Raw genomic sequence first — 22,525 nt, 5'->3', positions numbered from 1 at the left:
GATTCTATCAAACGTCTCTTCCAAGGACATAGACATTACACTAATTTACATGGCACTGCCGGTGCTAGAAAAGCATAGCACGTCTTCGGACGTGCTATTTTATGGGGGCTATCAATTTAATCTTAGCGTTGAAATCTTTTAGCTCAACCAGCATGCTCAAGCTATCGGAGGGCTTTGCCTTATTGTTCGCCTGTACTTCCGCTTTTACAAGCTTCTTACTTCCCTTATCAATCCAAAGCTTATATTTAAAATCCTGCCAGAAACGGGTTAAAAAATCATTGTTGATTCCCGGTGTACATTCCAATACATAGTACTTTTGCCTGTCATGTTTTTCGATGCCCAGGTACCGCAGGTTTTTGATACCGGTGAAATTAAAGCTGGACATAGGATTAATTTCAGCCATAAAGTACTCGGTTTCAAAAACCGGATTTTCCGGAACTACTACCCATTTGCCTGATACGCCGTCTTTTAAATAGGTAACATTGCCGATTTGGTAGACCTCAATCTGCTGCTCCTGCATTGTCCCCACAATATGAAAATCCTTGCCGTTGGCCTTTTCCCCGTCCAAATCACTTAATTCCACAGTCCGGCCATCTACCTGCATTTGCAATTTCACATGGTACCGGTAACTGTTTGCTCCAACAGTATTGGTCAGAGCCTCCTGCAAAAGCTTTTCGGGAACTATTTTCAAATTGGCGTTATAGTAATGATAACCTCCAAAGATAAAAACCAGCAGGACAATAACCGGCAAGACAAATTTGAAACGCGCCATAAACGACCCCGCCCTTCATAATCTCCTGAGCTATATTTACTAGGGTCGTTTGCTAAATATGCCTGCTGAGCTTTTGGAAGATTATGGCCTGCAAGTATAGTTCCAGGACTTTAATGTTTGGGAAACGGCAGCTAAATTTTCCGCAGGAATATCCTGGCCTAAAATACCTCCGGAGGTGCTTAGAATAAAACCACTACCAGGAGCTGCAGTTGTTAATACTTCTTCCGTTACCCTCGCTACCTCCTCCGCCGTGCTTTTATTCAACAAGCCTAAATCCAAGTTGCCCATCAGGCAAACTCGGGTACCATACTTGGATTTAATTTGCGCCAAGTCCATGCCCGCTTCCGGTTCCAAGGATTGCAGCCCATCTATGCCCAGTTCCACTAAATCCTCCAAAATGCTGTTCAAATTGCCGTCACTATGCAAAAAAACAGGTACGCCCAGCTTTTTGATTTTGGCCACTGCTGCTTTTAGAACAGGGAAAAATAAGGAACGCAAAACTTTGGGGGAAATAAATGTTCCTTGATTATATGCCATATCTTCCCCAATCATAATACCGTGGGCCCCCGCTTTGACACATAGCTCCGCTTGTTCAATCAAAAACTGCGCCCTTTTTTCCGCCAGTTCTTTAATGGGTGCAGGATTGCAAGCAGTAGCCATTAAAAACTCGTTAAAATCAAGCAAAGAGGCCACTCCTTGGAAAACGCCGTCCAGCAGGGCAAACAAAAAGAAGTCGGTGCTTTGGCTCCACTCCCCGATCCGGGAATAATCAAATTGGCCGGGTCTGGGGAAAACATAACTAGAAGCATGTTCCAGACCAGTTATCGCGGGACGCTGAAAAATCTTTTTTCCCCGTCGCCAGATGTAGGTACAACCCCAAGCATCGCAGAAAACTTCACCTTCTCTGATTTCCCTTTCCTTTTCCATCTGTTCCCCGGGAGGGATAGCTCGAATGTCCATCCCCAAATTTTCCATAACCTGAGCCTCTTCCTTAACCCCTACCTTCTCCGCTCCCGGAAGCAGTTTTTTAACTAAGCCTTTCTCCAGCCAAAATTCCCCCCAAGGAACACGGTCAATCTCTTGGTGGGCAATGGCAGCTAAAACCCGCTCGATGTGATTCATGCTGAACCCCCTCCTTCTTAAGCTATCAGCCATCAGCTGTCAGCTACCAGCTATTGCTAAGCTACAATATGAATAGATCTACTCATGGATCAATTCCAAAATTTGACCAACTGAATCATTCTTTGATATGCAAAATAACATGGATCCTCAGGAAAAGCTGAAGGCTAAATGCTGAAAGCTGATGGCTAAAGGCTAACTATTAGATCTGCCTGCTTTATTGCATAGCCCGTATTTCTGCAGTTTACGGTAGATGGTAGCCCTGCTGATTCCCAAAGCCTTGGCGGCCTTTTTTTTGCCCTCTTCTGACCAGCCATATCTTTCCAGAGCCTGTTCAATAGCGGCTTTTTCTATCTCCTCCAGGGTGGGAATCCTCTCCAGGCTTAAGCCTGTTGCTTCCAAAACAGTCCTCCTGCCGTCATCCTCTCGAATCCTGGCCGGCAAGCTGGATAAAGTAATATATGGAGATTCTTCAAGGTTAATGGCGTATTCCACTGAGTTAATCAGCTCCCTTACATTGCCTGGCCATGGGTACCGGGTACATGCTTTTAAAGATTCTTTGGTAAAACCCCGGATGTCTTTACCCAGAAGCCCGGCATACCGATGTAAATAATGGTTTAAAAGCAGGGGAATATCCTCAGGACGCTCGCGTAACGCAGGAATAAGCAAGGGAATGACACTCAACTGGTAATACAAGTCCTCCCGGAATTGTCCTTTGTTCACTTTTTCTTTAAGGTTACCGCTCACAGCGGCAATTACCCGTACATCTACCGGAATAGGCTGACTACCCCCAACTCGTTCTACCTGTTTTGTTTGTAAAACGGCCAGCAAACGTGCCTGGATGTAAAGGGAAATTTTATCAATTTCGTCTAAAAAAACAGTACCTCCGTTGGCCAGCTCAAATTGGCCTGGCCGCCCGCCCCGGCGCGCTCCGGGAAAAGCCCCTTCAACGTAGCCGAAAAGTTCCGTTTCCAACAAGGACTCCGGAATGGCGCCGCAATTAAAAACTATAAACGGCTTGTGGCTATGGGAACTGGCAGCATGAATAGCCCTGGCAAATACTTCCTTACCTGTCCCGCTTTCTCCGATAATCAATACAGTTGAATTGCTGGCAGCAATTTTTTGCGCTTCCTGTTTAACCTCAGTAAAATTTTTGCTGGTGCCAATGAGCTCTTCAAAAGTAATGGAGTGTTGTTTATGCGCAATTTCCCAAACAAATTTCTCCGTTTCACTGTAATCCCGGAAAGAAGCCACCGCGCCTACAATTCGTTGATCCACGGCTTTGATAGGTTGCGCAGTCGCCACCAGATGCAAGCGCCTTTTACCTAGATTTAAGAACACTTCTTTAGAGCTGTATCCTTTGCCGGTAGTAATTACCTCCATAAGCGGCAGCGCAGCTAAATAGTGCTTTAAAGGTTTACCAACCACTTGCTCCCGGGATAAACCAAGCATTTTTTCCGCTGAAGTGTTAAAATGGGTAATGGTACCCAGAGAATTTACGGCCAAAACGCCTTCATGCACTGAATCTACTACGGCAGCCAATTGGTTGGCCATAACCGTTTTTTCCGCAAACATTTCTATCTCCAATACTTTACTGCTAATCAAATCAGCCATCTGGCTTAAAAACTCTAAATGGGAGTGATAGTCGCTGGCCAAAATATTCTTTTGGGCTGCGTTAAAAGCGATCAATGTCATAGTGCCTATAATCTGATCCTCAGCGTGAATAGGGTAAACAATATATGCTTTGTAAAAGCAATCGCCGCTTAAGGGGCAAGTCTTGCAAATTTGATGAAAACCAGGATCGTGAATAAAAATCGGCCTGCCGCTTTGTAAAACGTGTTTATTCACCAGACCCCTGGGGAGTCTCATGCCCACATCCCCTTTCACCCGGCCCGTACCCGCTACCCTAACCAAATCAGTATCTATAATCTCTACCTCGATATGTAACACCGTAGCTATGGCTTCGGCTACCTTTTGCCCGATTTCCTGCACCTGTTTTAATCTTGACATGATGATCCCCCATTTATTGGGAATTAATGATTTTTGGTTGCCCCGAGCTGGAAATTTGAGCCTCACTAGTTGCTTTGTTATTTGCTATATACACTCCAAGCAAAATACCCAGGGCCCCAAAACCATGATATAAATGCAGCTTCTCTCCCAAGAACACAATAGACAATAAGGCAGAAGAAAGGGGAACGATGTTTTGGAAAGTTGAAACCCGGTTTGCCCCGATTTTATTGATCCCATCGTACCAGAGAATAAAAGCAATTGCCGTGGCACAAACAGCCAAAAACAACAGACTGAAAACGGTAACAGGTCGCAAGTGTCCTATTGTCCCGGATTTAAAATCAGGCAAGGCAAAAAAGCTTAAAAAAAGGCCTCCTAAACCACAGGCATAAGTTGTAGTTAAAAGCGAACTGCGCCGTTTGGTAGCAATTTTGCCTACGATGGTATAAAGGGACCAGGAAATTACCCCCAAAAAAATATAGATGTCACCGGTGTTAAAAGTTAAAGTTTGCAGGGCAGCTAACGAACCTTTGCTGATAATTGTTAAAACTCCTGCAAAAGAGATTGCAAGACCTATAACTTGATTCTTGCGCAATGGCTCTTTGATGAGCACCCAGGCCAGGACAGCGGTTATTGTAGGCCCAGCTGCCACCAACAGAGAGCCATTAATGGCCGAGGTTAAAAGAAGTCCTTTAAAAAAGAAAAGATTGTAAAGGAAAATTCCCGTGAAACCGGCCGCTGCTAAAATAGGCAGTTCTTTTACGTTGACCAATGCGTTTTTGCCTTCCTTCCACAGTAAGACCGGGATTAACACAATCGTTGCCAGAATAAACCGTATGCTGGCAGCCAGTGCCGGGGATAATTCCTGCACTACTACTTTGGCAGCTACAAAAGCCCCTCCCCAAAAAGTAGTACATAGAACTAAGGAGAGATAAGTTTTTAAGTTTTTCTGGGCCATATTTAAATCGCTTCTTTCTTTAAAAATCAAAAGCACCAACATTTATTTTAGCAGTATTCTTGACTTATTTACAGTAGAAAAGCATATCACCGCCTTTTTATAAAAAAAATAAAGCCGCCTCCCATCCCTTGCTTTAAGGATGATATAGCGGCTTCTTAAATAAAGTGCATTCTATTTAACGGCCGGGGTTATCCTCCTGGTTATTTCTGCCAGCTCTTTGGCAAATTCGGAAACCGGCCGGCCTTCAGCAATACCTTTTGCCACTTTTTTAATCCTGGCAACCGTGTCAGCATCGGTGGTAACGATAACTTTTTTAGCTCTTTTGTCGGCCTTTTTGATCCTGTTAATCACTTCCCGTTTAATGGCGTTAGTTTTGTCAGCCTCCAGATTGGCTTTGAGGTCCAACCCGACAATAACCGTATTCCGCGAAAGCACCACCGTTGCGGAATTAACACCTTCCACCTTAGCTGCCTCATCGGCCAACTTTTCAGCAATTCTATTCGCTTCCCTGGCGTCTGCAGGAAAAACACTTTCGGGCCTTGGGTTATTTTTTGGATTAACTTGATCCTGCGTATTAGGCGGGTTTGGAGGAGCCGGTCTTCTGGCCGGTGCACATCCTGCGAATAACATTGTAGACACAAAAGCAATCACTAAAAGGATAGTAGTGTACGGGCGCAATTTAACCATTTTTTCACCTCCTTTTTTATTAATAGAATTAACAATGCTGAAATCGTTATACCAACCAATAATTGCAAATATGACGCACTAGTTTTCAGTTTTCAGTTTTTAGTTTTCTTAAAGCCTTAAATTTAAAAAAAGTCCTCATTCGTGTTCTGAATGAGGACTTTAAAAACATCTTCTAATAAACTTTTTAACTTTGCTATTCGTTGCTTAAGCCAGTGCTTACATCATTGGCGGCATTCCGCCCATTCCGCCCATTGGAGGAGTCTCCGGCTTTTCTTCCGGGATATCAGCCACTATTGCTTCAGTGGTTAAAAGCATGGCAGCAATACTGGCTGCATTTTGTAAAGCTGAACGGGTGACTTTGGCCGGATCAACGATACCTGCAGCAATCATATTCTCGTATGCGCCGGTCAAGGCGTTGAAGCCAATGCCGGTCCCTGCCTCTTTTACTTTTTCCACTACGACTGAACCTTCGGCGCCGGCGTTGATGGCAATCTGACGAACAGGCTCTTCCAAAGCCTTTTTCACAATGTTTATGCCTGTCTTTTCGTCACCGGCTGCTTCGATTTTCTCAAGCGCCGGCAAAACATCAATTAACGCGGTGCCGCCGCCGGAGACAATCCCCTCTTCCACAGCAGCTCTTGTAGCAGCCAAAGCGTCTTCAATGCGCAATTTCTTCTCTTTCAGCTCGGTTTCTGTAGCAGCGCCTACCTGGATAACTGCAACACCGCCGGCCAGTTTGGCAAGACGCTCTTGTAGTTTTTCCTTATCAAAATCCGAAGTGGATTCCTCATATTGATGACGGATTTGAGCAACTCTTTTCTGAATAGCCTCGGCGGACCCTTTTCCTTCCACGATGGTGGTTTCTTCTTTAGAAACTCTAACCTGGCGGGCCTGCCCCAACATATCTAAGGTAACATTCTCCAATTTCAAGCCCACTTCTTCAGAAACAACTTGACCATTGGTGAGGATTGCTATGTCTTCCAACATGGCTTTGCGGCGATCGCCAAAACCAGGTGCTTTTACAGCCACGCAGGTAAAAGTGCCGCGAATCTTGTTAACAACCAGGGTAGCCAAAGCTTCGCCTTCAACATCCTCAGCAATAACCAGAAGAGGCTTGCCGGTCTGTACCACTTTCTCCAAAACAGGCAGCAGGTCTTGAATAGCAGAAATCTTTTTGTCAGTAATTAGAATGTATGGATCATTTAAAACTGCTTCCATTTTTTCCGCATCAGTTACCATGTAAGGAGAAATATAGCCGCGGTCAAACTGCATACCTTCCACTACATCCAAAGTTGTACCCACACCTTGGGATTCTTCCACGGTGATCACACCGTCTTTCCCAACTTTCTCCATGGCATCGGCAATCAGTTTACCGATTTCAGCATCATTAGCGGAAATAGAAGCAACCTGGGCGATAGCATCTTTGCTTTCAATAGGTTTAGCTATGGACTTTAACTCTTCAACAGCCGCATTTACAGCTTTTTCAATACCTTTTTTGATGATCATGGGATTAGCGCCCGCTGCTACGTTTTTCAAGCCCTCACGGATCATGGCCTGGGCTAAAACGGTAGCAGTAGTTGTTCCGTCACCGGCTACATCGTTGGTTTTGGTGGCAACCTCTTTAACCAGCTGTGCCCCCATATTTTCTATGGGATCCTTTATTTCAATCTCCCTGGCAATAGTCACACCATCGTTGGTGATCATAGGGGAACCGAATTTTTTCTCTAAAACTACATTACGCCCTTTGGGCCCAAGAGTAACCTTAACAGCTTCGGCCAGAGCGTTGACGCCTCTTTCCAGGGCATGTCTGGCTTCTTCAGTAAATACTATTTGTTTAGCCACAACTCTACCTCCTATGTATCATTTATTGTACGACAGCTAAAATATCGCGCTCACTTAAAATCAGATATTCTTCTCCCTCTAACTTAACTTCAGTTCCGGCATATTTGGAATAGATTACCCGGTCACCTACAGCAACTTCCGGGACTACTTTCTGGCCGTTTTCCAGGATTTTTCCTGAACCAACTGCCACAACCTCGCCTTGCTGGGGTTTTTCCTTGGCAGTATCAGGCAACACAATACCGCTCTTGGTTTTTTCCTCAGAAGCCAATACTTTAATGACAACTCTGTCTCCTAAGGGTTTAATGTTCATGAGCCAACCTCCTTACATAGATAACTTTTTATTGTTAGCACTCAATTTAACCGAGTGCTAATACACACTTATAATAATAGTTTGAGGTCTGGGAAAAAGGCAACACGCGCAATTGCGCAAAATTTAGCTTTATCGGCTCATAATATAGCTGATCTGCAAGATAGCTCCGGGTTGCTCCATTATGCGTACCCATCTGCCATAAAATCCATAAAGAGGAATCCATAGCCATACAGCATCAAATATTTCCAAAACCAGCAGCAAATATACACAGTATTAATGAGCCAAAGTTAAAAGCGGGCTCACGCCCGCTTATATCTTAAAGTAACTGGTTCAAAGGCACATACTCCAGTTCCAGGGAGTTTGCCACTGCCTCGTAGGTTACTTTGCCCCTGTAAACATTAACCCCTTTAGCCAGGCTTGCATCAGCCCGAATGGCATCCAAACCATAATCGGCCAATTTCAAAGCGTAAGGAAGAGTGCAATTGGTCAAAGCAAAGGTGGATGTCCGCGGCACTATACCCGGGATATTCGCAACAGCATAATGTACCACCCCATGCTTTACATACGTGGGGTTGGAGTGAGTTGTAACCCGGTCTATGGTCTCAATGCAGCCACCCTGGTCAATAGCCACATCAACAATAACCGACCCAGGCTGCATTTTTTGCACCATTTCTTCTGAAACTAAATGCGGTGCCCGTTTACCAGGTAAAAGCACGGCTCCAATCAACAAATCAGCTTTTTCTACAGCCTCAGCTATAGTATAGTAATTGGAAACAACAGTTTTCACTCTTCCGGCAAAAATATCATCCAAATAGCGCAATCTTTCCGGATTGATGTCGACAATAGTTACCTGCGCCCCTAAGCCAACAGCCATTTTGGCGGCATTCAGACCAACTACACCCCCGCCGATAATTACCACCTCGGCTGCAGGTACTCCTGGTACTCCTCCCAATAGTACCCCTTTCCCTCCATAAGCTTTCTCTAAAAATTGCGCCCCGATCTGCACCGACATTCTGCCTGCTACTTCACTCATCGGAGTTAAGAGAGGCAAAGAACCGTTAGGAAGCTGGATAGTCTCATAAGCGATCCCTGTGACCTCTTTCGCCAGCAAAGCAGCGGTCAGCTCTTTTTCCGGAGCTAAATGCAAATAGGTAAAAAGCAGTTGTCCCGGCTTAAAATAATCGTATTCCGGTGGCAGAGGTTCCTTTACTTTCATGATCATTTCAGCCCTGCGAAAAACTTCCTCCGGTGCTGCAACCAGCTCCGCGCCTGCTTCACTGTACTGGACGTCTGCAAAACCGCTTCCTTGTCCCGCCCCCATCTGCACCAGCACCTGGTGTCCCCGGCTGACCAAAGCCTTAGCCCCAGCTGGGGTCAGGGCAACCCTGTTTTCATTGTCCTTAATTTCTTTTGGCACACCAATAATCATTTGCTTAAACCTCCTTGCAAAGATGGGACACTCTTTAAGCAGTCCCCGTTACCATTTAGTAATAGCAAAAACGGTGCCAAAAGACTAATCGCTTTTGAACTTTAGTTTGAAAGGGGCTTACTTGCGGTTTATGCTGCAAGTGAATATTTTCTTGGTAACTTTAGTAACCACACTATAATAATTAATTCCTGCAAAGTCCATTTTGGTTACTAATGTTACCGGTGGTAACTTTTTAAACCGGTCTGCGCAGTTTCTTCAAAAGTGCTGAATGAGAAATCCCCAACGCCTTAGCAGCTTTTCTGATGGAGCCGTGCTTTTTAATCGCCTCTTTAATCAACTTAAGTTCAAATTCTTCTATAATAGCTTTTAAGGGCCTACCGACCGTAGGCAGCTCCAGTAAATTCTCTTTTTCAAAATCCAGGTTTTCAATATCAATTATGAGCCCGGGGGTCAGATTAACAGCCCTCTCTATTAAATTTTCCAATTCTCTGACGTTGCCGGGCCAGTCATAGTTCACGAGAAGGGCCAACGCACCCGGAGTAAGTGTCTTGGGAGTTTGCCCCGCGAGCCTTGCAAATTTGGCTAAAAAATGCTCTGCTAATAAAGGGATGTCGGCTCTGCGCTCCCGCAAAGGGGGCAATTTGATGGGTACCACATTTAACCGGTAAAACAAATCCTCTCTAAATTCGCCGGCCTTGACCATTTTTTCCAGGTCCCTATTAGTGGCGGCAATAATGCGCACGTCTACAGGAGTTTCGCTGTAAGCACCTACCCGCCTGATTTTCTTATCCTGCAGCGCCCTCAAGAGCTTAGCCTGGGTATTTAAAGAAAGATCGCCGATTTCATCGAGAAAAACAGTTCCCTTATCGGCAGCTTCCAGAAGACCTGGTTTACCTCCCTTTTTAGCGCCGGTAAAAGCGCCGTCCACATAGCCGAATAATTCACTTTCCAGAAGATTTTCAGGAAAAGCAGCACAATTTAAAGGCATAAAAGGAAAAACCGCTCTCTTGCTGGCTAAATGCAGTGCCCTGGCAAAGACCTCTTTACCTGTTCCGCTTTCTCCGGTTAATAATACTGTACAACTGCTGTTGGCAACTAACTTGGCACGAAAAACCGCCTTTTTTAGCGTCTCGCTTTCCCCTACAAGAGCATGAAAAGGATCGTTATCCCCCTTTGAGGACGGGCAGTATTTCACTTCCTCTACTTTTTGTATATTAGGAATAGGGGCCAAATCTAAAATCAGGTTCTTCTTCACCCGTTCATCATCGCATTCCAGTTCGAAATACATCAGGTTTGGTAAAACTTCAAGGGCTGTAATGCTTAAATTGTATTTGGCTATTACCTGACAGGCATCAAGTACCATGCCGGTACGGTCTTCAAATTCTATCCGCAGCCTAAAAGCACCCATTTCTTTTGCTCCTTATAGTTTTTGCAATTATTTCTTTTATGGAACGCCAATCTATGTACTTTATATTCGACGTTAAACACCATACACCTTCGTAAATGCTGTTTAACACTCACTTTTAGCTAAAAAACGTCACAAGCTAATCAAAAATTAAAGGTGCAACTTGTGCACCTTTAATTTATTGCTATTAGCTTAATTTTTGGCTACAGCTGCTTTCTCATTAGCATCCTTTTCCAAATTATCGTTCCAAAGGTACTCTCTTGTTTCAGCAACCAATACCCCGGAAAGCAAAAGCAATGAAATTAGGTTGGGCACAGCCATTAAGCCGTTAGCAATATCGGCAAAGCTCCATACTACCGGCAGGGTAGCTACAGAACCGATAAACACGAAGATAACCCATAACCACCTGTAGAGCATGGTAATTCGCTTGCCAAATAAATATTCGGCTGCTTTTTCCCCATAGTAAGCCCACCCTAGAATAGTGGAAAACACAAAAGTCAAAAGCCCAACGGTAAGCACGATGGGTCCGATTACCGGAATGTTGGTGAAGGCAGTTCTGGTTAAAGCTGCTCCGGAGAGTCCGGTTTGCCAAACGCCAGTATTAACCAGAACTATACCTGTTAATGCACAAACAACTACTGTATCCCAAAATGTTCCGGTTGAAGAGACCAGCGCCTGCCTGACGGGGTTTTTAGTTTGAGCGGCAGCAGCTACAATAGGAGCGCTGCCTAAGCCCGATTCATTGGAGAACAAACCTCTGGCGATACCGTAGCGCATAGCTTCCCTGATGCCGGCTCCCAAGAAACCGCCTACCGCTGCCTGCCCTGTGAAGGCGCTGGAAAAAATAAGGGAAATTGCTTGCGGAATAGTCTTCCAAGTCATAGCCAAAATAATCAGACACCCGAGCACATAAAAAATGGCCATAAAAGGTACTAAAGCCTCGGTCACCCTGGAAATGGATTTTATTCCTCCGATAATGACGATCGCGGTTAGAACCGCCATTACAACCCCTGTGATGTAGGGTGAAATATTGTATTCTGCCAGCATGGAAGAGATGGAGTTGGCCTGGACGGTGTTCCCAATGCCAAAAGCAGCAACTGCGGTCAGGGCCGCAAAGATGTAACCCAGCCATTTCATTTTCAGGCCACGATCGAGAACGTACATCGGCCCCCCGGCCATCTGCCCATCCGATGTTTTAATTCTGTACTTAACTGCCAGCAGCGCTTCAGCGTATTTGGTGGCAATACCGAATACCCCCGTCAACCAAGTCCAAAGCACTGCGCCGGGGCCCCCAGCGGCAATAGCTGTGGCAACTCCTACAATGTTACCGGTACCGATTGTGGCAGCGAGGGCAGTTGTCAGGGCGCCAAATTGGCTTACGTCCCCTTGCCCTTCGCCGGAGCGGGTCAAAGAAAGTTTGATAGCTTTACCAATGTATCTCTGGATAAACCTGAGCTTGAAGGTTAAATATACATGAGTCCCAAAAAGCAAAACAATCAGTGGCACTCCCCAAACAAAGTTGGCCAAGTCACCTAAAAATTTTTCTAAACCTTGCATTGCAAACCTCCTGTAAATTTTTCGTTTTTTTACCTAACCTCTGAGAAAAGCAAGCAAAAACCATCCCCCCTTCAAAACTTATTATAAGTCTAAACATTGCTAATATTTGAATATTAGCAAGAATCATACCACAGCCTTACCGGTTTACCTTACCATTTTCTCAAGGGTTATTAATTATAACTCCCTAAAATACGGCTATTTTGTTCGCTTTAAAAACCATCCCAAGAAAAAATCAGCCAGATCCAATCCATTTGTGTGGTTATCTTTTTTTACCTCTAGTAACTTTTATCACCGTTATAGCATGGGCTTCTATTGCAAATATTCTTCCACATACTATAACATATATATTCGCTCATTTTATTATTCGAAGATGGGAGTGTATAAGGCTGGCCTTAATCTTGGAGATATTCTTTTTGCAATACGGACAAAGCCACAGCCCACCTTCCGCGGCTGAGTAAGATATTCTTTTGCAGTAGGGGCACTTTTTTCTTAGCATTATTTACCACGTCCCAAACTATTTTTATACATTATTTTTACGTTTTTTCACTGTAAAATCCCGTGAATCGTGTCACAAGACAAGCTAATTTTGCGACAAAAACCCCAACAAAGCAAGGCGCCCTTTAAAAGCGACCTTGCTTTGTTTCAATGTAGCAAATTACATTGTTTGAAAAGGACAAAAAGAAAACCCAGCTGCAATGCTAGGTTTAAAAGTCCTAAGAGCACATGTTTCTATTTGCATGACCAATCTATTCCTTCCTTGCACATTCGCCTGCCCTTCCTTTTAAGATATCCATGCCATGGGATAGCGCCGGCATAATGGCCCGAAGACATTCCCGCACCGCTTTGGGGCTTCCCGGCAAGTTAACAATCAAAGTCTGCTTTCTAATCCCGGCAGTAGCGCGGGAAAGCATAGCCTTGGGAGTAATTTTCAAGCTTTCCAGACGCATCACTTCCCCTAAACCGGGAACATGACGGTCAATTACGGCCATGGTAGCTTCGGGAGTAACATCCCTAGGGGAAAAACCGGTCCCTCCGGTAGTAAAGATAAGGTCCACACCTTTAACATCACAGAATTCAATCATTGCTGCTTCCAGCAAATTTTGTTCATCAGGTACGATAGTGTACTCAACCACTTCGCCTAAGTGGCTTACTTCCTCCCGGATAACGGGAGCACTTAAGTCCTCCCGTTCACCCCTGGAGCCTTTGTCGCTGGCGGTGATAATCCCTATTTTAAACACTGGGAATCACCTCAATTGTATCTCCTACGGAGACAGTCCCCCCTTTAACAATGGCTACAAAAATGCCCTCCTTGGGCATGACACAATCCCCTGCCTGGTAGTAAATAGCGCAGCGGGTGTGGCATTCCTTGCCGATTTGGGTAACTTCGGCTATGGCCTCGGGTCCTATTTGCAGTATAGTGCCCACAGGCAGACTGACCAGGTCAATTCCCTCAGTTGTCAGGTTTTCCGCAAAATCTCCCGGACCTACGTTTAAACCCTTCTGCCGCATTTTCTCAATGCTCTCCATAGCTAACAGGCTTACCTGCCTGTGCCAGTCTCCTGCATGGGCATCGCCTACTATGCCATGGTTGACCTTTAGTTCCGCCGATCCCACGTTTTTCTTGCGCATGCCTTTTTTTTCACTGGTACATACAGCAATTATTTTTCCCATGATACTTCCCCCTCCCTACGGAAATCACCGCTTTTTCCCCCGGCCTTGCTAATTAGACGGATATCGCCAATAACCATCCCTTTATCTACGGCTTTACACATATCGTAAATGGCCAATGCCGCAGCAGCAACCGCCGTCAAAGCTTCCATTTCCACCCCGGTTTTACCGGTAGTTTTGACAGTTGCCTCAATCTCAATAGCGCTTGCTGCTTCGTCAACCCTAAATTCCACCCCGGCCCCCGTGAGCATCAGCGGGTGGCACATTGGTATCAGCTCCGGAGTTTTCTTGGCTGCCATAATTCCGGCTATTCTGGCTACAGCCAGCACATCGCCTTTGGGTACTTGTCCGCTGGTGATTAAAGCCAATGTTTCCCGTGCCATGGAGATTTTTCCTCTGGCCACCGCAACCCTGGCTGCTTCATTTTTGGCGCTGACATCCACCATCCTGGCTGCGCCTTTCTCATCAAGATGCGTTAGCTCTGCCACTCTTTACCCTCCTATCTGGGACATAATCCGTTCCTGCTTGCCCCAGCCCTCTAACTGCATGCTGTGTTCCTTGGGTTTGCAAGAGATTACCTGCCTGAAAATTTGCCGTATTTCCTCCGCTGTCGCGCCGCTTCGCAAAGGCTCCCGCAGATCAAATTCCAGGCTTTTTTGCAGGCAAGGACGAAGTCTGCCGTCTGCTGTCAACCTCAAACGATTGCAAGCATGACAAAAATGTTCGCTGAGGGCGCCGATAAAACCTACCGTGCCTTTAGCGCCGGGGATCTGGAAATACTTAGCAGGACCGCTGCCTTTGACATTCAGCACAGGGCTTAGCCGGTACTTGGCTTCTACCAGCTTCTTAATTTCTTTAGCCGGCAGGTAAGTTGATAAAGCATGTCCTGCGCTTTCCCCAATGGGCATCAGCTCAATGAACCTGACGTGAAGCGGTAAACCCAAGGTCAATTGGACAAAATCCAGAACTTCGTGGTCATTGGCGCCTTTAATTACGACTACATTCAGTTTTACAGGCTCAAGCCTTTCGGCTAAAGCAGCCTCGATGCCCTGGTGGACCTGGCTGATATCACCCCAGCGGGTGATCTGCCTGTATGTTTTCGCATTCAGGGTATCAAGACTGATGTTGACTCTGCATAGACCTGCTGCTTTCAGTTCACGGGCGTACCGGGTCAGCAAAACGCCGTTGGTTGTAAGGGAAACATCACTTATTCCCGGAATAGCCGTTAACCGTTTCACCAAAGTAGGCAGTCCTTTTCTTACCAATGGTTCCCCGCCGGTCAGCCTGATTTTACTGATGCCTAACGGAGCAACCGCTTCCACCAGTCGTGCTATTTCTTCCAAAGTAAGCATTTCCTCATGGGACTTGAGCTGCACCCCTTCTTCCGGCATACAGTAAGTACAGCGCAGATTGCAGCGGTCAGTTACGGAAATCCGCAGGTATTCAATTTGACGGTTGAAACGGTCTTGCATAGCTCTCTCCTCCTTGACAGCCTTCAGCCATCAACTGTCAGCTATCAGTCATTTCCAACGATTTTGCAAGTCATGAATTGTGAGCAAGAAGTTTTAATAAAGATTCAACATAACTGCATATTGACTAACAATCTATTCTTTCGCCAAAAGCTAAAGGCTGGTGGCTGCCAGCCAAGAATCTGCTACCTGCATGCCGATGTCCACACGATTTTCCCTGAATCGCTTAAATCATATCCGCCCATACCGGCGACTCTCCGCCTAAATTCTTCCGAGAAAAGTGCCTGCTTTAAGCTGTCAAGAAGGGCCGACTCCCAGAATTTCCTGGGAACACAGAGATCATACCGCTCTTTAGTCAAAGGAATAAAATCTAAATCGAAAGCCTTAGCTGCCGCAGCCACACCCATTCCAGCATCGGCGCTGCCGGCCGCTACAGCTGCTGCAACCGCCAAATGGGTATATTCCTCCCGAGCATAACCCAGGAGTTGCGTTGGCTGGATATGCTGTTTTTTTAGCAAATAGTCCAAAAGAATTCTGGTCCCTGAACCAGGTTGGCGATTAATAAACTGCAATTTCCGTTCCGCCACATCTGCCAAGCCCCTTATCCCTTTTGGGTTGCCCCGGGGGACCAGTAAACCCTGTTCCCGGTGGACCAAGTTCACCAGAACCAGTTCTTCCTGGGGCAAATAACGCTCTAAGTAGCTGACGTTATATTCGCCGGTAATTTCGTCCAAAAGGTGCATTCCCGCCAGATGGGCTTCACCCCGTTTTAAAGCCATTATCCCGCCTAAACTGCCCACATTGGCTGAAGCCAAACGATAACCCGGTGAAAGCTTCTGCAGTTCATTGGCCAGGATGTCCAGCGCAAGATCATGGCTGCCCATGGCTACCACAGTGCGCTCAATTATTTTTCTGGGCCTTAAAAGCTCCACTTCCACTTCTTGGCCTGCGTGGAAACCTTCGCATAAGGCCGGTATCCGCAAAATGGCATCGGCCTTGATCAGGGAAGTTATTACTCCCGCTCCCCTGGAAACCGGCGTAACCATTAATTTGTTTCCGACTTGTCCCAGTGTAACCCGCACAAATTCTTCCACACCCAACGGGGAAGTTGTTTTGCGGGTAAGAGTGGCAAAAACCTTTTCCCGCTCCTGAGGAACGAGATTCAACTTAGCGTAAATTAGTGGCTTGGCCAACAGTTCAAAAGTCAAGACTGCTGAAACCGGATAGCCTGGAATTCCGATCACCGGCTTTTCATGGACAATTCCTAACATAGCCGGTTTACCCGGTTTAATCGCCAAACCGTGGGTAAAAAGTTCGCCCAGTTCACTGATAACTGCATGAGTAAAATCTTCACGTCCGGCAGAAGAGCCGGCATTGATAATCACCAGATCCGCTTCCTGAACCGCTCTTTTTAGTGCAGCCTTTAAAGCGTCGTATCCATCAGCAATAACCGGAAAGTAAATAGGCTCTCCGCCCCACTCTTGCACTAAAGCGCCAAGAACTTTGCTGTTATACTCCACGATGTCGCCCGGCTTCAACGCCGTCCCAGGCTGCACCAACTCCGTTCCTGTAGGAATAAGCACCACCTTGGGTTTGGGGTGGACCAGAATTTCCGTAACCCCCCCAGCCAGGCAGCCCCCGATGTCATAAGGCCGTACAGCAAAATTTGCCGGTAAAATCATCTCTGTTGCCACCAGATCTTCCCCGATAGGACGTACATGCTGCCAGGGTGAAGCGGCACTGATGATCTCCACTGTCCCATCACCTGGATAATGAAGGTCTTCAGCCATAATCACGGCATCGCACCCCGGTGGCAAAGGATCGCCGGTATCCACTTCAAAAGCCTCGCTACCCAGCAGCAGTCTAAGGGGGGCGGTATCCGAAGCGCCGTATGTGTTTTCTGCTTTGACCGCCACTCCGTCCATGGCTGCAGCCGGGTAATGGGGGGAAGATACCTTTGCAAAAACAGGTTCCGCCGTCACCCTGCCGAGAGCCTCTTCCACGGGTACTAACTGGGGCTCTCCGGGAACAAGTAATTGCCGTTCGTTCAGCTTTTGTAAAAAATTATTCAGCGCCTCTTGCCAAGGCTCGTTATTTAAATATAACCTGCGTTTAGTCATAAGCTCTCTCCCACACTCAAAGCTTCGCAGTCATTCGTCGTTAGTAATACCCAAGGTTAAGTCGTTAGTCATTAGTCGTTAGATTTAGCTATTCTTATAAGCTTTAAAGTTGCACTTCTTGGTCCCTAAGGACTAATGACTACGACTAATGACTCGGCGTAAGCCGCAGCTAACGGCCAACAACTAAGGACGGACTGCTGTAGCAAGCCGATACCGGCTTGCTACAGCAGCCTTACCTCTACTGTTTCCCCGGTCACAAGGCCTTCTCGGTCCGCAGGAATTATAAGTTCGCCGTCAGCCCGCACCAGGGTAGAAATTAAACCCGATTTGCCGAGTACCGGCTCGGCCCACAGCTCTCCTTCTTTCTGTAGCAGCTTCACCCTAATATGATCTTGCCTGCCGGTGGCCGAAGCCAGATTACGGGCCAGCCGGGCATGAACCACAGGCACTATACTTGAATCGTAAGAACCGTAATACAATAAAGGATGTACTAAAAGCCCGTAGACAACCATAGCCGATACGGGATGGCCTGGCAAGCCAAAAATAAGTTTGCCGTCGGCCGCGGCAACTACAGTCGGTTTTCCAGGTTTGACCGGTATGCCGTGGAGCAGCAGACCGGGTTCACCTAACCGGCTTAAAGCCTCCACTGTAAAATCCCTGGTGCCAACGGAACTGCCGCCGGATAAAAGGACCAAGTCATTTTCCCGCACAGCCCGGTCGATTTTTTCTGCTAGCTCTGTCAAATTATCCCGTACAATTCCGTAAAGAACCGGCTCAGCACCGCTCTTCTTGACTAAACCGAAGAGCGTGTAGGAATTTATGTCCCGCACCTGGCCCGGAGACGGCAGTTCTCCAGGTGGCACTACTTCATTCCCTGTAGAAATTATTCCTACTCTATAAGGCTTAAATACTTCAACCTCCAGAATACCCAAGCTGGACAACAGTCCCAGGTCCTGAGGGCGCAGCCTGTGGTTTGCTGCAAAAACTAGCGTACCTGCTTGCACATCTTCGCCCCGCCGAATAAGATTTTCTCCGGGAGAAACAGGCCTATTTACCGCCACCTCGTGACTGCCGAATTCTTCAGTATATTCAACCATTACTACCGCATCAGCGCCATCCGGCAGCATTCCACCGGTGGGAATTGCCATAGCCTGTCCTTGCTGTAATTCTCCCATAGGTTTTTGTCCCATCATTATTTGTCCCGTAATTCTGAGATATGCCGGCAGTGCTTCAGTGGCGCCGTAAGTATCGGAAGCTTTCACCGCATAACCGTCTACCGTTGAACGTGTAAAGCCAGGTACATCCTCGGGGGCCATAAGATGCTCGGCTAATTCCCTATCCAAAGCCTTAGCCAAACTAACCCGTTCTTTAGCCCGGGTAACATGCCAATGGTTCAATATGCTAGCCTTAGCCTGTGCAATTGAAGTCAGCTTAAATAATTCCTCCAATGCATACACCTCTCTGGATTAAGCGTTAAAAACACCCCAGCTCACAGGCTTTAATTTTGATTTTTAACTCGTTAGCCGCTTCCCCTACCTGCCGTACCGGTACCCGCAGTTCTTCTGCTATTTGCCTGGCGGCAGTACAGGAAATTTTGCCCTCTTTAGCTGTCTCCTTTAACGCCTGAACCAATTTAGGATTTAAATCGGCCATTTTCTTAGCCCTCCTTATCAATTAAAGGGAATAATTGCCAGTCGTCAACATTAGCCAAAAACCTATATAAAAAAGACACCCTAGGGTGCCTTTTTTACAACTTCACGTTAAGTAATAGCACTCCTTTCCAAAACGGGAGGTAGTGAGGGTTTCCCCGCACACCTTTAACCACTGCAGTGGTAAGGGTTAGCAACCATAGTTTTAACCGTAGGTTGTCTAACTCGGAGGTAAATATACTCTTTTCCTAGGTTAATTATAGCTGATTTGTTGTGGATAAGCAAAAAAATTTATCTCACTTTTATTATATAATTCTCGGTTTTCGCCTAATTTCCTTCCAATCAATCCTTACCGGCACCTTTTTAGCAAGATATGCATAGATTAGCATAAGAGGAATTTAGGAGGTTAATTTTAATGACTGTAGGTATAGCTTTCGGAGGCGGAGGGCTGCGCGGCGCAGCCCATATCGGTATCCTGCAGGAACTTCTTGATAATAACATTGCCCCTGGCCTGATAGCAGGTACAAGCGCTGGAAGCATTGTAGGCAGCTTCTTTGCCGTAGGCATACGGCCTAAACAGATGATCAATTTATTGAGCATATTGCCTAGGCTAGGGATTAAAGATCTGGAAAAAGCCCTGGAGCCGCCCCAGGCCAGCGTCCAGGCAGTCGGGTGGCTGCCATCCCTGCCAATGGGTATAATCAACAGCAAGTATTTGGAGACTATCTTCAGCAAAATTTTAGGCAATAAAAAATTCGATCAGCTCCTGATACCACTTGCCATTGTGGCAGCTGATCTTTATAACGGTGAAACAGTTATTTACTGCTCTAAAAAACAGCGCTTACAACTGCCGGCAAATAGCAATTTTGCCGTTGAAACTGATGCCTACGTGCATGAAGCAGTAACCGCCAGTTGTGCCATTCCCGGCATTTTTACCCCGAAAACCATCGGCAAAAGAACCTTGGTGGACGGTGGCTTGGTGGACAATGTCCCGGCAGATGTGGTAAGAGCAATGGGGGCCGATGTTGTCATTGGCGTTGACCTGGGGTTTGGTGTTTATCAAGGTACTCCATTTAAACATGTGGTTGACGTGCTTTTGCAAACCTATGACATTATGGGACAGCGCATTGTAGATATTGTAACCCGCCAGTACGCAGACTTAACAATCAAACCGACCACAGGCAGTGCTGCTCTCTATGATTTTCAAAAAATCCCCAAGCTCATTGAAGCGGGAAAAAAAGAAGCCAGAAAAATGATGCCGGAAATCAATAAGGTAATTAAAAAGAATTAACGGATTTGCCGTTAAATTTGGTTGATCTATTTCAAGACAGGCTTAAACAAGAGCACCTGATTATTTTTTGCGAAATTTCTCCAGAATCTCCATTTTGCTATTTCTGTGCTTTTTTTCGGTTAATATTTGATTAGTTTCGTAAAAGCTCTGTAATTGCCTGGCTATCCTTTTTTCGGAATGCTTATCGGTCATAATAATCACCTCCAGTAATATTCTTACCTGAACTGCGATTACTATCCAACCATATCCTAAGTTCAACTGGTCCTTTGGAAAAAAAAGAACTTTGGTTGTAGGATTAACAAACCTGTTACAGTTAATAATAAACTTGGAGGTGATAAACATGCAACAACACATTCACTGCAGTGTCAGCAACTGCCATTACTGGGCTTCAGGGAATATGTGCCATGCCAATGAAATCCTGGTCACTTCGGATTCCATAGGTTCTACCATGCCTGATAGCTTTGACGCTCATCAAGCGGCAAATATGAATGCCACACCGGTAGGTACCTGTATGGAAACCTGCTGCAAGTCATTTGTGGCAAAAAACTCCAAGGAAGTCAAAACGGACGGCATCAAAAAACAATAAATTTAAGGCGACAGTCTCCAGAGCTGTCGCCTAATTTTTGTTCGAGTAAGCTTGTGAGAGTGATGTATTATTTTCCAGGAAAGCAATTAACGTATCGAAGGACTGTGCTACCTGGTAAATCCGTTTATCGGCCCCGGCCGTAGTTACATATTTAAATAGCCTTCCTTCTTCAGCATTATGAATAATGGGTGTAGCATTATAAAGTCTGTTTTCCGTAAACAGAGTTTTGGTGCTGGGAGTAATTTCATACATATTAAGCCCCAAAGAAGGGGGATAGCTGGCATATTTGATATTGCCGGCAGTATCTGTAATTGACACCTGATCAACCTCCAAAGCATCGGCAATTTTTTGCAAATGCTGTTGGGTTAACTGCTCAGGAGGCAAATTCTCAGTCAACTTCTTAAACTCCAATACTTTCTCCACCATGTTGCGTTCCATAACTTCCCGGGCGATGTTCTGCTTGGAGCTTTCAGCAGCCGCGCTTAATTGCTGCAATGCCATAGTGCTTTCGGCAACAGCGGCATTTTGCTCTTCTGTAGCTGCCGCCACCTGCTGAGCTGCTTCCGCAGTTTGTTCGGCAATCCTTTGGGTTTCAACCGTAGTTTGCAGCACCTGCCCAGTAATTTCTGCTGTATCCGTTATCGCCTGATTCATGGCATTAATCTTAATTTCCGACTCCTGAAAAGAGGCCAGAATATGTTCCAGCGCCTGACTTGATTCTCCTGATATATCAACACCTTCAACAATCAAAGCAGTAACTTCATTAAAAGCTTCACTAACCACCACTATCTCTTTCTGGATTTCCTGGATGATCTTATTAATTTCCGATGCCGCAGCATTTGACTCCTCGGCTAATTTTCGCACTTCATCAGAAACCACAGCAAATCCGCGACCGTGCTCCCCAGCCCTGGCAGCCTCAATAGCCGCATTTAGAGCAAGAAGGTTGGTTTGACCGGCTATGCTGGTAATGATCGCGCTGAAATCGCCTATTTTCTTAGATCTGGTAAAAAGCTCATTTATTTTTTCTCCTGCTTGCTGGGCTTTAATTTTGATCTGCTGCATTTTTCCCATGGCTTTATCTACAGCTACACTACCGTTTTTAGCAACCTCCATGGAGCTTACAGCGGACTTAACCGTTTCGGCAGCCAAATTCCGTGCTTGATCAATGCTCTCGCCCATCTTCCTAATATAGCCTGCCGTTTTCTGCAAATGCTCAGTTTGGGTAAAGATTTGTTCAGCAATCTCCTGTGTCTTGAGAGAAATCTGTTCCGAAGCTTTGCTTGCTTCTTCTATGGCTGTTTTTATCTGCTGACAAGTATCAGCTACTTGAACTGCATCCTTCATTGCGCCGCTAAATATATTTCTGATATGGGCGGTAATCGCCTGCATTGTTTGGCCTAAGGGATGCCCTGCTATTTGGGGATTAATTTTAAGCAGTAGGTTACCTTGGGCAAGTTTTTGCATATAGTCTTGCAGGCAGCTGATTGCTTTTGCCTCGCGTGAAAAAAACTCAAAAACAGCCAAAGCCCCAATAGTTTCCAGGAGGATTAACAATGTAATCCCGGTCCAGTTAGCAAGTCCGACTGTTTGGGCAACCAGTACAGATACAGCTGAAACAGCAGCAATCGTCAGAATTAACAGTATTCTTTGTTTCAT

Annotated in this window: 21 protein-coding genes and 1 riboswitch; of the genes, 2 read left to right on the top strand and 19 right to left on the bottom strand. The window is 45.9% G+C overall.

The window, feature by feature from the left end; translation table 11 throughout:
• Positions 1-94 precede the first annotated feature (94 nt).
• The 17 genes from EYS13_RS00100 to EYS13_RS00020 form a co-directional block, all read right to left on the bottom strand.
• Positions 95-772, bottom strand: a complete 678-nt coding sequence (locus EYS13_RS00100) for a hypothetical protein (RefSeq protein ID WP_227764773.1) — start codon at positions 770-772, stop codon at positions 95-97.
• Between the two features lie 81 nt (positions 773-853).
• Complete coding sequence (locus EYS13_RS00095; RefSeq protein WP_227764771.1) at positions 854-1,894, bottom strand: uroporphyrinogen decarboxylase family protein; 1,041 nt, start codon at positions 1,892-1,894, stop codon at positions 854-856.
• A gap of 192 nt (positions 1,895-2,086) precedes the next feature.
• Positions 2,087-3,901 (bottom strand): sigma-54-dependent Fis family transcriptional regulator, encoded by a 1,815-nt coding sequence (locus tag EYS13_RS00090; protein WP_227764769.1) that lies wholly within the window; start codon positions 3,899-3,901, stop codon positions 2,087-2,089.
• A gap of 13 nt (positions 3,902-3,914) precedes the next feature.
• On the bottom strand, positions 3,915-4,856 hold the full coding sequence (locus tag EYS13_RS00085; RefSeq protein ID WP_227764767.1) for a DMT family transporter: 942 nt from the start codon (positions 4,854-4,856) through the stop codon (positions 3,915-3,917).
• 171 nt (positions 4,857-5,027) lie between these two features.
• Positions 5,028-5,543: a YhcN/YlaJ family sporulation lipoprotein gene (locus EYS13_RS00080; RefSeq protein ID WP_227764764.1), complete on the bottom strand. Its 516-nt coding sequence runs from the start codon at positions 5,541-5,543 to the stop codon at positions 5,028-5,030.
• Positions 5,544-5,759: 216 nt separating this feature from the next.
• A complete protein-coding gene (gene groL / locus EYS13_RS00075) occupies positions 5,760-7,385 on the bottom strand; it encodes a chaperonin GroEL (RefSeq protein WP_227764762.1) in 1,626 nt (541 codons plus the stop codon).
• 22 nt (positions 7,386-7,407) lie between these two features.
• Complete coding sequence (gene groES, locus EYS13_RS00070) at positions 7,408-7,695, bottom strand: co-chaperone GroES (protein WP_227764761.1); 288 nt, start codon at positions 7,693-7,695, stop codon at positions 7,408-7,410.
• A gap of 316 nt (positions 7,696-8,011) precedes the next feature.
• A complete protein-coding gene (ald, locus tag EYS13_RS00065) occupies positions 8,012-9,124 on the bottom strand; it encodes an alanine dehydrogenase (RefSeq protein WP_227764758.1) in 1,113 nt (370 codons plus the stop codon).
• A gap of 232 nt (positions 9,125-9,356) precedes the next feature.
• Positions 9,357-10,532: a sigma 54-interacting transcriptional regulator gene (locus tag EYS13_RS00060; RefSeq protein ID WP_227764757.1), complete on the bottom strand. Its 1,176-nt coding sequence runs from the start codon at positions 10,530-10,532 to the stop codon at positions 9,357-9,359.
• A 189-nt stretch (positions 10,533-10,721) separates the two neighbouring features.
• Positions 10,722-12,086 (bottom strand): alanine/glycine:cation symporter family protein, encoded by a 1,365-nt coding sequence (locus EYS13_RS00055; RefSeq protein WP_227764754.1) that lies wholly within the window; start codon positions 12,084-12,086, stop codon positions 10,722-10,724.
• Positions 12,087-12,832: 746 nt separating this feature from the next.
• Complete coding sequence (mog, locus tag EYS13_RS00050) at positions 12,833-13,324, bottom strand: molybdopterin adenylyltransferase (protein WP_227764752.1); 492 nt, start codon at positions 13,322-13,324, stop codon at positions 12,833-12,835.
• A complete protein-coding gene (locus tag EYS13_RS00045; protein WP_227764750.1) occupies positions 13,317-13,757 on the bottom strand; it encodes an MOSC domain-containing protein in 441 nt (146 codons plus the stop codon). Before EYS13_RS00045 ends, mog begins: the two co-directional genes overlap by 8 nt.
• A complete protein-coding gene (moaC, locus tag EYS13_RS00040) occupies positions 13,745-14,242 on the bottom strand; it encodes a cyclic pyranopterin monophosphate synthase MoaC (protein ID WP_227764748.1) in 498 nt (165 codons plus the stop codon). The genes EYS13_RS00045 and moaC overlap by 13 nt, the downstream gene beginning before the upstream one ends.
• Before the next feature lie 3 nt (positions 14,243-14,245).
• On the bottom strand, positions 14,246-15,226 hold the full coding sequence (moaA, locus tag EYS13_RS00035) for a GTP 3',8-cyclase MoaA (RefSeq protein ID WP_227764746.1): 981 nt from the start codon (positions 15,224-15,226) through the stop codon (positions 14,246-14,248).
• 182 nt (positions 15,227-15,408) lie between these two features.
• Complete coding sequence (locus tag EYS13_RS00030; RefSeq protein WP_227764745.1) at positions 15,409-17,343, bottom strand: molybdopterin biosynthesis protein; 1,935 nt, start codon at positions 17,341-17,343, stop codon at positions 15,409-15,411.
• A 221-nt stretch (positions 17,344-17,564) separates the two neighbouring features.
• A complete protein-coding gene (locus tag EYS13_RS00025) occupies positions 17,565-18,800 on the bottom strand; it encodes a molybdopterin molybdotransferase MoeA (RefSeq protein ID WP_423055289.1) in 1,236 nt (411 codons plus the stop codon).
• Positions 18,801-18,816: 16 nt separating this feature from the next.
• Positions 18,817-18,996, bottom strand: a complete 180-nt coding sequence (locus EYS13_RS00020) for a hypothetical protein (protein ID WP_227764742.1) — start codon at positions 18,994-18,996, stop codon at positions 18,817-18,819.
• A gap of 104 nt (positions 18,997-19,100) precedes the next feature.
• Positions 19,101-19,236, bottom strand: a riboswitch (molybdenum cofactor riboswitch).
• A gap of 171 nt (positions 19,237-19,407) precedes the next feature.
• Between EYS13_RS00020 and EYS13_RS00015 the strand changes: the two genes are divergently transcribed.
• Entirely contained in the window at positions 19,408-20,283 is an 876-nt protein-coding gene (locus EYS13_RS00015) for a patatin-like phospholipase family protein (protein WP_227764740.1), read from the top strand.
• A gap of 60 nt (positions 20,284-20,343) precedes the next feature.
• Here the strand turns inward: EYS13_RS00015 and EYS13_RS16140 are convergent, their stop codons facing one another.
• Positions 20,344-20,475 (bottom strand): hypothetical protein, encoded by a 132-nt coding sequence (locus tag EYS13_RS16140; protein ID WP_265332395.1) that lies wholly within the window; start codon positions 20,473-20,475, stop codon positions 20,344-20,346.
• A gap of 148 nt (positions 20,476-20,623) precedes the next feature.
• Here EYS13_RS16140 and EYS13_RS00010 point away from each other — a divergent pair, with 148 nt between their 5' ends.
• A complete protein-coding gene (locus EYS13_RS00010) occupies positions 20,624-20,869 on the top strand; it encodes a DUF1540 domain-containing protein (RefSeq protein WP_227764738.1) in 246 nt (81 codons plus the stop codon).
• A gap of 30 nt (positions 20,870-20,899) precedes the next feature.
• Here the strand turns inward: EYS13_RS00010 and EYS13_RS00005 are convergent, their stop codons facing one another.
• Positions 20,900-22,525 (bottom strand): methyl-accepting chemotaxis protein, encoded by a 1,626-nt coding sequence (locus EYS13_RS00005; RefSeq protein ID WP_227764736.1) that lies wholly within the window; start codon positions 22,523-22,525, stop codon positions 20,900-20,902.

The organism is Zhaonella formicivorans, assembly GCF_004353525.1.
Classification (GTDB): Bacteria; Bacillota; DUOV01; order DUOV01; family Zhaonellaceae; genus Zhaonella; species Zhaonella formicivorans.
This window is presented reverse-complemented; position numbering and strand designations above follow the sequence as displayed.

Coding starts and splice junctions, on each gene's coding strand:
- EYS13_RS00015 (WP_227764740.1), top strand. CDS start 19,408: ATGACTGTAGGTATAGCTTTCGGAGGCGGAGGGCTGCGCGGCGCAGCC.
- EYS13_RS00090 (WP_227764769.1), bottom strand. CDS start 3,901: ATGTCAAGATTAAAACAGGTGCAGGAAATCGGGCAAAAGGTAGCCGAA.
- EYS13_RS00020 (WP_227764742.1), bottom strand. CDS start 18,996: ATGGCCGATTTAAATCCTAAATTGGTTCAGGCGTTAAAGGAGACAGCT.
- ald (WP_227764758.1), bottom strand. CDS start 9,124: ATGATTATTGGTGTGCCAAAAGAAATTAAGGACAATGAAAACAGGGTT.
- EYS13_RS00095 (WP_227764771.1), bottom strand. CDS start 1,894: ATGAATCACATCGAGCGGGTTTTAGCTGCCATTGCCCACCAAGAGATT.
- moaA (WP_227764746.1), bottom strand. CDS start 15,226: ATGCAAGACCGTTTCAACCGTCAAATTGAATACCTGCGGATTTCCGTA.
- EYS13_RS00100 (WP_227764773.1), bottom strand. CDS start 772: ATGGCGCGTTTCAAATTTGTCTTGCCGGTTATTGTCCTGCTGGTTTTT.
- EYS13_RS00060 (WP_227764757.1), bottom strand. CDS start 10,532: ATGGGTGCTTTTAGGCTGCGGATAGAATTTGAAGACCGTACCGGCATG.
- EYS13_RS00010 (WP_227764738.1), top strand. CDS start 20,624: ATGCAACAACACATTCACTGCAGTGTCAGCAACTGCCATTACTGGGCT.
- EYS13_RS00055 (WP_227764754.1), bottom strand. CDS start 12,086: ATGCAAGGTTTAGAAAAATTTTTAGGTGACTTGGCCAACTTTGTTTGG.
- EYS13_RS16140 (WP_265332395.1), bottom strand. CDS start 20,475: ATGACCGATAAGCATTCCGAAAAAAGGATAGCCAGGCAATTACAGAGC.
- EYS13_RS00005 (WP_227764736.1), bottom strand. CDS start 22,525: ATGAAACAAAGAATACTGTTAATTCTGACGATTGCTGCTGTTTCAGCT.
- groES (WP_227764761.1), bottom strand. CDS start 7,695: ATGAACATTAAACCCTTAGGAGACAGAGTTGTCATTAAAGTATTGGCT.
- EYS13_RS00030 (WP_227764745.1), bottom strand. CDS start 17,343: ATGACTAAACGCAGGTTATATTTAAATAACGAGCCTTGGCAAGAGGCG.
- EYS13_RS00045 (WP_227764750.1), bottom strand. CDS start 13,757: ATGGGAAAAATAATTGCTGTATGTACCAGTGAAAAAAAAGGCATGCGC.
- EYS13_RS00085 (WP_227764767.1), bottom strand. CDS start 4,856: ATGGCCCAGAAAAACTTAAAAACTTATCTCTCCTTAGTTCTATGTACT.
- EYS13_RS00080 (WP_227764764.1), bottom strand. CDS start 5,543: ATGGTTAAATTGCGCCCGTACACTACTATCCTTTTAGTGATTGCTTTT.